This window comes from Rhizobium sp. ZPR4, assembly GCF_040215725.1.
Lineage (GTDB): Bacteria > Pseudomonadota > Alphaproteobacteria > Rhizobiales > Rhizobiaceae > Rhizobium > Rhizobium rhizogenes_D.
Window position 1 is genome coordinate 3,685,075 of sequence record NZ_CP157967.1, and the last position, 12,891, is coordinate 3,697,965.

The 12,891-nt window shown below is 58.4% G+C and carries 10 protein-coding genes and 1 tRNA gene; 5 read left to right on the forward strand and 6 right to left on the reverse strand.

Features of this window, described 5'->3' with window-relative positions; genetic code table 11:
* Positions 1-47: 47 nt before the first annotated feature.
* Entirely contained in the window at positions 48-1,730 is a 1,683-nt protein-coding gene (locus tag ABOK31_RS17645) for a hypothetical protein (RefSeq protein WP_349956944.1), read from the forward strand.
* A gap of 108 nt (positions 1,731-1,838) precedes the next feature.
* Here ABOK31_RS17645 and rpsA read toward each other — a convergent pair whose 3' ends face one another.
* The 3 genes from rpsA to ABOK31_RS17660 form a co-directional block, all read right to left on the reverse strand.
* On the reverse strand, positions 1,839-3,542 hold the full coding sequence (rpsA, locus tag ABOK31_RS17650; RefSeq protein WP_004127690.1) for a 30S ribosomal protein S1: 1,704 nt from the start codon (positions 3,540-3,542) through the stop codon (positions 1,839-1,841).
* A 181-nt stretch (positions 3,543-3,723) separates the two neighbouring features.
* Positions 3,724-4,356 carry a (d)CMP kinase gene (cmk, locus tag ABOK31_RS17655; RefSeq protein ID WP_349956946.1) on the reverse strand — a complete coding sequence of 211 codons (633 nt, stop codon included), beginning with the start codon at positions 4,354-4,356 and terminating at the stop codon, positions 3,724-3,726.
* Positions 4,357-4,384: 28 nt separating this feature from the next.
* Positions 4,385-5,020, reverse strand: a complete 636-nt coding sequence (locus ABOK31_RS17660) for an FMN-binding negative transcriptional regulator (protein WP_349956947.1) — start codon at positions 5,018-5,020, stop codon at positions 4,385-4,387.
* Between ABOK31_RS17660 and ABOK31_RS17665 the strand changes: the two genes are divergently transcribed.
* The 4 genes from ABOK31_RS17665 (at position 5,019) to ABOK31_RS17680 (ending at position 7,384) form a co-directional block, all read left to right on the forward strand.
* Positions 5,019-5,306: a hypothetical protein gene (locus ABOK31_RS17665; protein WP_349956948.1), complete on the forward strand. Its 288-nt coding sequence runs from the start codon at positions 5,019-5,021 to the stop codon at positions 5,304-5,306. The two genes, ABOK31_RS17660 and ABOK31_RS17665, sit on opposite strands and share 2 nt — an antisense overlap.
* A gap of 83 nt (positions 5,307-5,389) precedes the next feature.
* Positions 5,390-5,770, forward strand: a complete 381-nt coding sequence (locus ABOK31_RS17670; RefSeq protein ID WP_174178530.1) for a TIGR02300 family protein — start codon at positions 5,390-5,392, stop codon at positions 5,768-5,770.
* 152 nt (positions 5,771-5,922) lie between these two features.
* Positions 5,923-5,998: transfer RNA gene (locus ABOK31_RS17675), tRNA-Ala, on the forward strand.
* A 219-nt stretch (positions 5,999-6,217) separates the two neighbouring features.
* The gene (locus ABOK31_RS17680; RefSeq protein ID WP_349956949.1) at positions 6,218-7,384 is read left to right on the forward strand and encodes a TIR domain-containing protein; all 1,167 of its coding nucleotides are present in this window, start codon (positions 6,218-6,220) and stop codon (positions 7,382-7,384) included.
* 270 nt (positions 7,385-7,654) lie between these two features.
* Here ABOK31_RS17680 and ABOK31_RS17685 read toward each other — a convergent pair whose 3' ends face one another.
* The 3 genes from ABOK31_RS17685 to ABOK31_RS17695 form a co-directional block, all read right to left on the reverse strand.
* Positions 7,655-11,884 (reverse strand): D-Ala-D-Ala carboxypeptidase family metallohydrolase, encoded by a 4,230-nt coding sequence (locus ABOK31_RS17685; RefSeq protein WP_349956950.1) that lies wholly within the window; start codon positions 11,882-11,884, stop codon positions 7,655-7,657.
* 15 nt (positions 11,885-11,899) lie between these two features.
* Positions 11,900-12,328, reverse strand: a complete 429-nt coding sequence (locus ABOK31_RS17690) for a hypothetical protein (protein ID WP_349956952.1) — start codon at positions 12,326-12,328, stop codon at positions 11,900-11,902.
* Between the two features lie 159 nt (positions 12,329-12,487).
* Positions 12,488-12,889, reverse strand: coding sequence for a hypothetical protein (locus ABOK31_RS17695; RefSeq protein WP_349956954.1), 402 nt, complete (start codon positions 12,887-12,889; stop codon positions 12,488-12,490).
* Positions 12,890-12,891: the final 2 nt, after the last annotated feature.

A 12,891-nucleotide genomic window follows, 5' to 3' on the forward strand; every position in this document is an offset into this window, starting at 1 on the left:
CTGCCCTCCCGCTTCCATCGTCGCCTTGCCAGACAAAGGAGCATGTCATGTTGCTTCCCGTTGGTGCCGTGTCCGCTGTGGGTGTGTCCATTGAGAAGCCGATTGCCGCAACGGCTGAAACCTCCGGGCTTCAGACGACGGCAACGCCGCTCGCCGTTCTCTCGAGCACCGTCAATGCCAACGTCGAGGGTAAGCTGAACATGCTGCTGGTCGCGGCCCGCGAACGCATGCTCGACAGCCTGCTCTCCGCGATCGACGCCGCCAGCAAGGTGGTGAATGTTTCCCGCGAGCCGGGCGAGAGCAACACCGCCTATGCGCAGCGCGTCGCTGCCGCAATCCGCAGCCTGACGCCGCCACAGCTCGCCGCCGCGCAACAACGGCTGGATGCGCAGATGAGGACGCCGGTGCCGCTGCCGCTTCTTGCAGCAGCATTGGAGGACCCGGAGAGCCCACAGGCGGTTCAGCTGGCTCTGAGCCTTGAGCAGGCATTAACCGCTGAGCCGGACGCCGTGCTGAAGGCTGTCGTCAGCTCCTATGGACAAAACGCCGGCGAGGTAGAAACGCCAGCTGCGCAGGCACCGACATCGGCTCCGTTGCAGAAAGCGGCTGATTTGGCTGCTCTCGCGATGGCTCTGGCGACGGCAGCGGAAGAGCCGGCCGTGCCGACGACAACAACAACAACAACAGCCCAACCCGCTCCCCAGCAGGCGCCCGCGCCGCAGCAGACGCCGCCATCGGGCGTTCCCGCTCAATCCGCACCGTTTGCCGCAGAGGCAGCTCCAGTTCAGACGGCGACGCAAAACGTGACCGTGGCCTACCCGCAAGCCGCACCTGCTGCTGCCAGCCCGCAAATAGCGCCCGCCGCCGTCAGCATTGCGGCTTCAGCGCCCCAGCCTTCGCAGCTTGCTTCCCTGGTCGACGATCTCGCCGCGAGCGCCTTGCTGACAGCGATCGCCGCCGAAGCCGAGCTCCCGACTGAAGTGGCACTGATCAGATCGCCGCTCTCCCCGCCACCGGTGCCGCGCGATATCCAGCAGATCGAAGCCGATATCAAACAGGGGCTTCAGGTGGTCATCAGCCCGCCCGCGATGGCAACCAATTCCGATCTTCTGCAGATCATCAGCAATCCCTCGTCCTCGGTTGAGAAGATCATCGCGCAGGCGCTGATGGGCAATGCCGCGACAGAGGCCCCGCCGTCGCAGCCACCGAGCGTCAATGAAAATGCCAGGAGCCCGGCAACGGCAACGGCTGTTCCCGTGTCCTTGACAGAAGAGCTCGAGGCGCCATCTGCCGTGCTGTCCGGCAAGGCGCCGGTGCAGGCTCCGTCGGCAACGCCGATGGCGGTGTATGAGGCGGCCGAACAGACTGCAATATCGACGCCACTGCCGCCCGGCGTTCCCTTCGTCGTCGCGAACTATCTGCCGGCCGATACCCCGATCAAGAACGGCGACGCAAAGCTGCTCAATCGCGTTGACCCGGTCGGCGACGAAGACGGCGAGCAGGCTCAGGACGAGGAACAGTCCCCGCAGGATCAGGATAAAGACGAGGCCCATGCAGAGGATTCGTCGGTGCAGGCGGGCGAGGAAGGATTTGATGAATCGGAAGTCAGACCCGTCCCTTCGCAAGGCGACGGTTCCCGGTCGGAACTCGTTGCGCTGCCGCAGCCGCTGCGCGATCCCCTGCATGACCACGCCTTCGATTTCTATCGCCGCATGGTGGCCTGGGAATAAGCAGATTCGAAACGCCATGGCTGGCTGGCGCAGACCCGACACTTGGACAAAGAAAAACCCGCCGGATCGCTCCGGCGGGTCTTTTGTTTGAGAGGCTTCGACCGAAGATTATTCGGCGTTGCGGTTCTTCAGAGCCGCACCCAGGATGTCGCCGAGCGAAGCGCCCGAGTCGGAAGAACCGAACTGAGCAACGGCTTCCTTCTCTTCTGCGATTTCCAGAGCCTTGATGGACAGCATGATCTTGCGGTCCTTCTTGGAGAAGTTGGTGACGCGAGCGTCGACAACCTGACCAACCGAGAAACGCTCAGGGCGCTGCTCGTCACGGTCACGCGACAGATCGGCGCGGCGGATGAACGAGGTGATGTCTTCGTGGTTGACGAGCTTCACTTCGATGCCGCCGTCGTTGACTGCGATGACTTCGCAGGAAACGACTGCATTCTTGCGCAGGTCGCCGGAAGCGGCTGCTTCGCCGACTGCGTCCTTGCCAAGCTGCTTGATGCCGAGCGAGATGCGTTCCTTCTCGACGTCAACGTCGAGAACGACAGCCTTGACGACGTCACCCTTGTTGTACTCTTCGATGACCTGTTCGCCCGGACGGTTCCAGTCGAGGTCGGAGAGGTGAACCATGCCGTCCACATCGCCGTCGAGGCCGATGAACAGGCCGAATTCGGTCTTGTTCTTGACTTCGCCTTCGACTTCGGTGCCAGCCGGATGGTTGCGGGCGAATGCTGCCCACGGGTTTTCCAGCGTCTGCTTCAGGCCGAGCGAGATACGACGCTTGGTCGGATCCACTTCGAGAACGACAACTTCGACTTCCTGGCTCGTGGACAGAATCTTGCCGGGGTGAACGTTCTTCTTGGTCCAGGACATTTCCGAGATGTGGATGAGGCCTTCGATGCCCGGCTCCAGCTCGACGAACGCACCGTAGTCGGTGATGTTCGTGACGGTACCGGAAATCTTCTTGCCTTCCGGATACTTGGCCTGGATGCCATCCCACGGATCGCTCTCGAGCTGCTTCATGCCGAGCGAGATGCGGTGGGTTTCCTGGTTGATGCGGATGATCTGTACCTTGACCTGCTGGCCGATGGACAGGATTTCCGACGGATGGTTCACACGGCGCCATGCCATGTCGGTGACGTGCAGCAGGCCGTCGATGCCGCCGAGGTCAACGAACGCACCGTAATCGGTGATGTTCTTGACGACGCCGTCAACAACCTGGCCTTCTTCGAGGTTCTGAACGATTTCAGAACGCTGCTCGGCACGGGACTCTTCCAGAACCGTACGACGCGAAACGACGATGTTGCCGCGGCGCTTGTCCATCTTGAGGATTTCGAAGGGCTGCGGGTTGTGCATCAGCGGGGTGACGTCGCGAATCGGACGGATGTCGACCTGCGAACGCGGCAGGAAGGCGATAGCGCCGTCGAGATCGACGGTGAAGCCACCCTTGACCTGGTTGAAGATGACGCCTTCGACGCGCTCGCCAGCTTCGAACTTGGCTTCGAGCTTGATCCAGCTTTCTTCGCGGCGAGCCTTTTCGCGCGACAGAACAGCTTCGCCAAGTGCGTTTTCGATGCGCTCGACGTAGACTTCGACTTCATCGCCAACCTTGAGCGTGCCGTCCTTGGCGCGTGCACCGAATTCCTTCAGCGCGATACGGCCTTCGACCTTGAGGCCGACGTCGACAACAGCAACGTCCTTTTCGATGGCGGTGACGATACCCTTGGTGACATAGCCTTCAGCCAGATCGTTCTTGGCAAAGGATTCTTCGAGAAGAGCTGCGAAATCTTCGCGAGAGGGGGAAGTTACAGACATAAAATCTCCTGGCGTGTCCCGATCATGCAATCTGGACACTGACGCGCCGGTGGTTCGCGTTAAACAGGCCTGACCCCAGTCCGCCTCCTTTTCGGGAAGCTATCCGGCGCTTGGACGGAATGTCAGGCTATTTTGAAATCGGCGGTTTCCGGCGCGGGGCGCGCGAAAGCCGCTCACATTTTCAGGCATTTCGGCTCAGAGCGGCGTCGATGATCGATTTTGCCGTCTGAAACGCCGCTTCTATACTCATTTCTGAGGTATCTAGCAAGTATGCGTCTTCAGCTGGTTTCAAAGGGCTATCGGTGCGGCCCATATCGCGCTCGTCGCGCCGCTTCACATCTTCGAAAATGGCGTCGTAATCGGCGCTACCGCCAGCGTCGACGATTTCCTCGTAGCGCCGCTTCGCCCGGACTTCGGCCGAAGCCGTCACATAGAATTTCACCGGCGCTTCCGGACAGACGACGGTGCCGATATCACGGCCGTCGAGCACGGCGCCCGGCTTCTTACCGGCAAAACGCTGCTGTGCCTCGACCAACGCCCGGCGCACGGCCGGCATGACGGCGATCTTCGAGGCAGCTTCGCCGATTTCGTGCCGGGAGAGGATAGTCCGGTCGAGCCTGGCGAGATCGACCTTGTGCGCCATCGCCTCGGCAACGGTTTCATCATCAAGCGGTAATCCGGCGTCGAGCAGGGCCTTGGCGGTGGCGCGGTAGGTGAGGCCGGTATCGAGATGATGGTAGCCATAGGCCTCGGCGATCCGACGTGCCAGAGTTCCCTTGCCGGCGGCCGCTGGTCCGTCGATGGCGATGATCATGTCTTCTCTGTCCCTAGCCGGTCTCTTGTTATTTGCTGTAGCGACGCACCAGATCGGCCATTTCCGCGGCCTCCGTACGATCGATCGTCGTAAGGCCTTCGGCGACGCCCTGGCGGTCAGCCAGCGGCCGGTTCTGGCTTACCTTCCATTTGCCGTCAATCGTCTCGATGTCGATTTCGATGCCGACGATGCCTTTCATCTGCGCTGCGATGAAGTCCGGTGGCGCATCCTCCACTGCCCACGGCTGTTGACGGTCGCTCTCGTTTTCGCCCGTCAGCGCGCCGATCTGCGCGCGCAGCCACACCGGATCCTCGATCGTCCGCGCGGCGCCGCGAACCTGCACGATCGCATAGTTCCAGGTCGGCACCACCTTGCCGGTTTCCCGTTTCGTCGCATACCAGGAGGGCGTGATATAGGTATCGGCGCCCTGGAAGACGACGAGCACGGGTGCCCCTGCGGCGATCTCCTTCCACTGGCCATTCGCCCTAGCCACATGGGCCTGCAGCGTTCCCTTCGGCGAAAGCTCTGTATTCAGGTGGAATGGGACGGCATTGGCGATCAGCCCGCCATCACCAGCCGTAATGAGCATTCCGAGCGGATGGGCGCGGATCAGCTGGTGCTGCGTGCTAAGATCGTCTTCGCGATGGTGTGGCGGCTGATACATGGCTTCGATCCGTTTGCTGCGCCATTCCCAGGAAACCCTGCCAGGAACCATGTACGACAAGGCTTCGAATGGCCAATGGCGCGGTCTATCAGTCTCTGGTTTCGATCGTCGCGCTCAATCTTGTCATCATAGCAAAAAAACGCGAAAGCATCGTGGCGATACCTTTGAATCAGATGTGCCCCGCTTCGCATCGGCTCGTTTGACAAAGGCCCGCCGGGCAATGCACGAAAAGCGCGTGCAAAGCGGCATGAACTTTAGCTTTGACAGAAACGGCCGCAACGATTAAGGGGACCGGCTGATATTTCCCTTAAAACGCCGGCTTCCCCGGCATTGCCGAATTTTCATTCGGCCATTCATGAGGCTTTGACAGTGGCGAAAGCGGAACTTGGAACAAAACGTACCGATCCCGATACCGGCAAGAAGTTCTATGACCTGAACCGGGATCCGGTGGTCTCGCCCTATACCGGCAAGTCCTGGCCCTTGTCCTTCTTCGAAGAAACCTCCGCTTCCAAGGAAGTTCCGGAAGAGGACGAAGTGGCCGAAGTCGATACCGAAAACACGGAAGTCGAACTGGTATCGCTCGAAGATGCCGACGAGGCCGCAAGCGGCGACGACATTCCGGACATGGGCGATGACGATGTCGAAATCGGCGACGATGACGACGACACCTTCCTCGAAGCCGACGAAGATGAAGACGATGACGACATGAGCGACATCATCGGCGTCACCGGCGACGAAGACGACGTCTGATCTGAAAGACAATCGGCCCGGGACCCAAGAAAAATTTCCCGGGCCGAATTTTTCGGCTTGCTATCTGTGAAAACCACAAGTAATAAGCCGCCACCCCAACGGGCGAAGCGCTCGGAAGGGACCCAGGGCCGGTAAAACGGCACCATCTTGATGGGGCTATAGCTCAGCTGGGAGAGCGCTTGCATGGCATGCAAGAGGTCAGCGGTTCGATCCCGCTTAGCTCCACCAAATTTCAACTACCTTTAAAAAATCCTTTCTAATCAGCTGGTTAACATTTTCCGGGGGCCGTCGTTCCGACCAAATCGGACCAATGATTCAGACCAAGTTTTTTGCTCTGCGGGGTGAGGTGTTTTTCGAGGTCTGCGCAATTAATCAAGAACGAAGGTACTGGTCTTCGGGTTGGGAGACAGTTTACACATGTCTCGCGCATGATATGGAGACGAGCGAATGCGTCCTGACGAGCAGTTGGTTTTCGTAAGCTACACAGCAGCGGACAGAGAGAGGGTCAGTCCTATAGCTGATTGGCTCGTTGGCGCGGGTATAGATGTTTGGATGGACTTCAAGCGGCTCAAGGCGGGGCAAAATTGGGATTACGAAATCCGTCGCGCGCTCGATCAGGCAACAGTCATAGTCGTTTTCCTATCCGACAAGTCCGTCACGAAGAGAGGCTATGTTCAGCGAGAAATCAAGCTCGCGCTTGAGAAGGCAGAGGAAAAGCTGATCGATGACATCTACCTGATACCGGTGCTGCTGGACGATGAAGTCAGCGTCCCTCGCGAAATTAGGAGTGTTCAATTCATTAGACTTTCCGATGAATCATTCCAAGAAAGTCTGCTGGATGCCATTAAGCATCAGTTGGAGCGCGTTGGCGTAGCAATAGAGACGGCTCAAAATAACTCGGCGGTAAAATGGAGTTTTTACACGCACCACGAGTTTCGAGATGGAATTCCGGGATTTGATGCGACCTATCGCATGCCCCGGCTTAGCTCCGAGACCTATCCGTTTGTTTCCCAGGCGGGTGACTTGATTAGAGGGGATATGTTTGCGGACCTCATGGAAATGAGGTTTTTGACGCTCATCCCGGAGGTCAACCATTTCAATTTCGGGCAAGACCGCTACAGGCGGCTAAACTCGGTGTATGCAAATCCTCAACTGCCCAAAATGCAAGGCAGGGTTCTGTCGCTTGTTTATCAAATGCATAGCTACTCTGCCGGTGCCGCTCATCCTAATACCCATTTCCAGACTTATTGCTTCCTGTGTGATCCTCTCTGCCGCATCGAACGGCTACAAAAGATATTTGAAAATCCCGACAATGTGTTTCCGATTTTACAGGCCGATGCGAGGTCTCAACTATTGGCCCGCCGCCGCGAAGACGAGGATGTACCTGCTTTTGAGGAAGAGTGGGTAAAGACTGGTACTGCTGATTGGGATTGTTTCCGGGCGTTCAGTTTTGATGAGAAGGGGCTGGAATTCCATCTGGCACCCTATCAAGTCGCAGCCTACGCTTATGGGCCTCAGTTGCTTCACATCGGCTACGAAAAAATCGTGGATCACATGTCTCCAATTTTCAAATCGGCTCTCGACATCGAATACTTTCCAAGGGTTGCGACATAGTGAGGATGGCACTGCCAGCGCCGACTATGGCGAAAACACCATGAAAGCCCTCTATCGCGAGATTACTAAATTGCCAAAATACGCTGTGGGTAGCGCCTCCATTTCGACGGCGAAAAAAACCGACGCACGGACAGCTTAACTGCCAATGCGCCGGTTACTTGTAGTCGGCTAGAAATTTGTCTAGCGTATGCGAAGGGAAGCGTTTCGGCTCCCGCCCCCTTTGCTAGAGGGTCAGAAATAGGGTCACGGTAAGCGACACCGTGACCTTTCTTATTTCCGCGCTCCATCCTTTTCTGGCAAACCGCGAATGACGGTGTTTGCAAACCAGAGCATTGGAAGCGTGTTCTGGAAAGGCAATGTTCCGAAAATCGAGCGTGCATCCCTCTGAGAGAAGGGGTCCCCTTGAGCTATGCCTGTGATGCCACGAACCGAATTCATAGCATTATCGATCATCCCCAAGGCTGGAAACGAGGTATATCCCTGAGAGGGCTGCCCCGTTACGCGGCTATCGAACAGCGGATCAAAGTGCGCCAGCCACGCCATGTTATCGACCACTGCCGGAAAGACCGAATAGAAGCCCGCCCGTTGGAATGCGGACGTTCCTAACCGCTCTGGCGAAAGGCGCTTCTTTAGCCACTCCTCGCGGTCGCTTCTGCCGATGGACTGAAGATGCGTCTGGGCGGCATAGGACAATGCTCCGAAGGTCATCGTCGCTAAGATCATCGACATGCTCTCCCAGTCTCGCATGTGGATATTGTGCAGGGTGTTCTTGGTCCAAGCGCCCAACATGAAGCCCCGGAACTGGAAGAACAGCTTGCCGAGGGTATGCCCCAGCATCGTGTTCGTCTGGCCCAAGTCGTTCTCTTGGATGATCTTTCGCGTCCACCTGAAGATGGCGTGTTCGAAAGCGCCACGAGTCTCCGGGTTCCACTTCTCAAGGTTCAACCTCATCAGCTTGCCGCCTTCGCGTTCGCTGCTGGTCTCGCCCATGTGCTTGCGGATTTCACCGAAGATACGCTCCTGCATCTCGTCATCGAGACCCAGCACGCGCATCCGCTTGCGGTTCACGCGGGCACCTTCCTCGCTCATGTCAATGAACTTCTGAAGGACGCCCTTGGACGCCCAGCGCTGAAGGTAGGCGTTGATCGGGGCCATGCCGCTGATCATCGTCATGGTACGCGCCCCACGACTGAACGCGCCCTCAGCCTTGAGCATTGCGGAGGACTTACCGGCGTGAGTGACCGGAGCGCCAAAGTCGTCGGTGACGATATGGCCGATGCCCCGAAGGGTGTCGGTTCCGGCTGTGCTGATCCACTCCAGAGCTTCAGCGTCAGCATCCTTCAAGGCACCGGTCTTCGCATCACGCATGAACGTGCGCAAAGACGGTATTGATTGGATGGCTGTCTTCAGGCCGAGGGAGCCAGTGATCATACCCATTTCGGCAATCTGCGCAAAGCCGACCTGGCCCATGACCCGAAGGAAGTTGTAGTCTCGGACCATGCGCACGGCTGACGCCACGTTGGACTGGTCAAACTTTGATGGCGTGCCGGTTATGCCATCATAGAGGAACTGAAGGCGGGCAACGTCATCATCCACGCTCTTTCGCATGGCATGTGTGGCCCCTTCACTCGACGCGATAGCGCGAACCTGCTTGATGACCGTCTCCCAATCGGAACGGCTGTGAACCCCGTCGATCAGGTAGCGAGGATGAATGTCGTCCTCTCCCGGCCTCCAGTTCGGGTTCTCGACCCGCAAGCGGGACATGGCGACAGCGCCGCTCATCTGCCGGTTGTAGCTTTCGAACAGGTGCTGAACGTCGTCGTGAAAGAGTTCCGCAATACGCACTTCACGCTGGCCGTTGGCGGTCGGCAGGGCGATGCTGAAGTTCTCGTTCAGCAACTGTCTGCGCTTGCCGCGTGCCTGTCCCGCCTTGTCGGCATCCCGGCCTTCCATCCCCTTCATCACGAACTTGATGTCATCAGGGTCGAGACCGGCTTCCTCAAGGTTCATCCGCATCTCGTCCATATCAAGGGTCGAGAAGATGCGTGAAGCCGACTGCTCTTGGCCTGCATCGACTTGTTCAAGGCGCTTGATGTAGCCCTTGGCAATCTTGTCCGCCTTCACCTTGTCGATGTCGGCGTTGCGGCCACGGATGGCAGCAGAGATGAGCTTTGTCAGGCCGGTGGAGCCAAGCTCCGACTGGAGCGCCCTGAAGCGTTCCCAGTGGACCAGACGCGGCACGTAGGTTTCGCTTTCGCTCAAACCTTCCCAGCCCTTCATCGGGGCGCGCTGGGTGCCGTCTAGGGACAGGTGATCGCCCTGCGTGAGCTTCACGTAAGCGGCACTGATCTTGTTCCACTCGTCCTTCATCTTCACGATGGCGGGGTCAAACTCCCTCAGTGGGTCGGTGTTGCGGATGGCCTCAGTCACCTGTTGACGGAATGCGGTCTCTTGTCCGTTGACGCCAGCCGCCCAGCCAAGGCCATTCCGCTCCCTGTAGTCGGCCCACGCTGAGCGATAGGCCCGCGACCACGAGATATCGAAGCGGCGCTGGATAATTGTCTGGTCTTCCGTTAGGGCGCGCGAAGTTGCGCCACCCTTCTTCTGACCGACGGTCTCTTCAGGCAGTAGGTTGCCGAGTGCCCGAACTAGCGGGTTCTCAGATGCCTTGAGCTTGCCGGTTAAATCCCAGCGATGCCAGCCGTTGAGGGCTGAGTCATCCTGAGCGTCCGCGAAGTTCTTGGTAAGGTATTCCGAGATGTCGGTGCGGATGGGGTTGCGTGCCATGGAGTTCTGGGCAGCGCCAGCCGACCGACCCATCTCAACGCTCGACATAAGTTCGCGAGCGTTCTTCCCGAGAATGTTGGTCTCTTCAGCATTAGCGGCATTGCGTCCAGCCGAGCCAAACGCTGCCCCGAACAGAAACCCACCGGCACCCGCGTAGATCAGGTTCTCCTTTTCCCACGTCGGCTTCATCTGGGACATCACACCTTCAAGCGTGAGGTTTGCCGTGGCACCTTCGACGCCAGCAGCAAGAATTCGGCCAACGCGCCCCGCCTTCACCGCGCCACCGATCGGTGCAACGGCAGCGGTCGCAAGCCATCCCGCAGGATCAAGAATGGCCGCACCGAGACGCAGGCCGACACCTGTCACGCCCATAGCCGCAAGCTTCTGCTCGACGGCGATATCCTTCTTCAGCCGCTCCAAACGCCAGTCGAAATCGGCGCCTGAGTGACTGTCGCTGAGATAGCCCAGGTATTCGGTCGGAACGTCCGCTGCCTTCTGCTTGAGCATATCTTTGGTCACGCGAAAGTTCACGTCGGGTGCCGGTCGTCCAGCCTCCGAGAAAGCCCAGCCAATGATCTGCTCCTGCTTCATGGCTTCCCACGCGCCTCGACCAAAGCCATAGCTTTCGTCCTGCCGTTGGCGTTCCATAACGGCGCGCTCACGGTGGTCATAAGGGTTCGGCACCGTTGCCGCTTCCATGTTCCGACCCATGTCAGGGACGAAGGGAACCTGCGGCTTGTCGATAACGAGACCGTCGAGACCTTTGCCGGATATCTTCTCGTCAGCCCAATGCCTGATGTCATCGACCGTCTGAACGGACTTGAACACGTCCGGGTTAGCGGCCACCGAATTGGGGTTTACGATACCGTTGACGGCGGTTCCCGAAGGAGCATTGAGAACCCTGGCGGCGTCGTATGGACCGAGGAACCAAGCCAGATATTGCTCGCCCACGGAAGGGTCACGCCCGACCCGCTTGCGGATGACATCGGAGTATTCGCGAAGCAGCCATGGGGCCGCGCGCGCCTGCTGTTCCGGGTCGAAGCGGTTCGTGAGGTTGAGATCAGGACGTGCCTTGGCGATGTCGTTCCATGTCCCTTCAATGATCTGGAACGGGCCGTGAGCGGTCGAGGTGCCACCTTCGTTCGGGACATTCTTGAACATGCTCTCTGCCCCGCCGATGCGGTAGAGAACGTCGCTATCAACACCTGCGGAAGCGGCATGTTGCTCCAGCGAATTCCACCAAGCAGGAAGCTTGCGGTTCGTGCCGCCAGTCGTCACTGGGTTGGTGACTGGCAACTTCATCAGGTTCGCTAAACTATCGCGCGCCCACTCAGGCGCACCACTGGGGTCTGCGGCAGAATAGTTACCTTTTGGGTTCCATCCCCAGACAGTTGGAGTGTCGCGAACGTCAATGTGCAGGCTATTGCCAGACGGATAAATACCGACGCCCTTGGCACCGAGGCCAATCGCCGCGTCGAGTAGCTTGCGCTTCTGTGTGTCATCGTATCCTGAAATATCGAGGTCGAGGGCGTTACGATGAATGTGCTGGCTATCATTCGCGCCACCTGCTGCCTTGTTCTTGGCGGGGTCGCGGAAGCCGGAGCGCACGCGGATATCGGGAAGATCACCGTGGCCGACCAGTCCATCAAGGACCGAGCGCGCGCGCGGTGACAGCCCATCGACGTCACCGCCGAGGTTCACATAATTTGCCATGAGGGTTTCCTTGGATCAGGCCGAGATACTCAGATTGGCAGCGTTAACGAGAGACCATTCTCGCCCCTTGGCAGAGGTTCTACCCTGTGAAACGAAGAGGTTGTCGCGGCGAAGATTGAGGGTGCTGCCGTCTTTGTAGCGCACGGTGATGCCACCGAACGGAACCGGGCGGACAAGCCGCGCAATACTGACGAGATTGCCAGTCCAACCATTGGCGATTGAAAGGCTCGCGCGAACGTAGGGGTTCTTGCCATCGCCATCCTTGTTAAAAAACCAATTCGGAGAGACGCCCAAGGACATCAGGCCGGCGAAGTCATTTGCAAGCACGGTCGCAAACTGCCCATCACGAAGATACACGCGGACAATTTCGGCCCCATCAGCATCTTCTGTGAGGACGAGCGCGCGCTTGGCTGAGGGGAACTTTTCGTTGAGATAGGTGGTCATTTGAATGCCCATAGGAATACCGTTCACGCGGACAAAAAGCCCGCGTGTCGCGCAGTTGAAGGTCGTGGGTGAGTACAAGAATGCAGGGCTTCGCAGCGTGCCTGCTATTCTGTCAGTGGCGGGCAATCGCCCCTATGGGGCACAAGCCGTTGACTTTATTCAATAATGACCATTCGCTTTCAGAAAGCGGAAGTGTTCGGCGCGCGCGTTGATCATTTCTACGAACGACCAAGCGATATCGAACGGAAAGGAATCAGGCCACACGGCAGGTATGACCGGCATTTCATGCGGCGGTGCCTCACCCGCTGAATAGTGGTTCATGCCGTCATGGAGGGCATAAAAGAACCACCGCGCCCGATCTACCGGTTTCAGATTCCCCGGCACTGTCGTGAGAGGAGATCTGTAGACGATGTACATTTGCAGGATGACCCACGCTTGCCAGCGTTCAAACGCGGCGATGTCTTGCTTCCGCATCTGATCTATCGGGCAAAAAATGGGGTTGCTGGGGCGACCGCAGAAGCGGATGCCGATATTGTTCAGAACCTTGGATATCAAAGGCACGA

Coding starts and splice junctions, on each gene's coding strand:
- ABOK31_RS17645 (WP_349956944.1), top strand. CDS start 48: ATGTTGCTTCCCGTTGGTGCCGTGTCCGCTGTGGGTGTGTCCATTGAG.
- rpsA (WP_004127690.1), bottom strand. CDS start 3,542: ATGTCTGTAACTTCCCCCTCTCGCGAAGATTTCGCAGCTCTTCTCGAA.
- cmk (WP_349956946.1), bottom strand. CDS start 4,356: ATGATCATCGCCATCGACGGACCAGCGGCCGCCGGCAAGGGAACTCTG.
- ABOK31_RS17665 (WP_349956948.1), top strand. CDS start 5,019: ATGGCTTCGATCCGTTTGCTGCGCCATTCCCAGGAAACCCTGCCAGGA.
- ABOK31_RS17660 (WP_349956947.1), bottom strand. CDS start 5,020: ATGTATCAGCCGCCACACCATCGCGAAGACGATCTTAGCACGCAGCAC.
- ABOK31_RS17680 (WP_349956949.1), top strand. CDS start 6,218: ATGCGTCCTGACGAGCAGTTGGTTTTCGTAAGCTACACAGCAGCGGAC.
- ABOK31_RS17685 (WP_349956950.1), bottom strand. CDS start 11,884: ATGGCAAATTATGTGAACCTCGGCGGTGACGTCGATGGGCTGTCACCG.
- ABOK31_RS17690 (WP_349956952.1), bottom strand. CDS start 12,328: ATGACCACCTATCTCAACGAAAAGTTCCCCTCAGCCAAGCGCGCGCTC.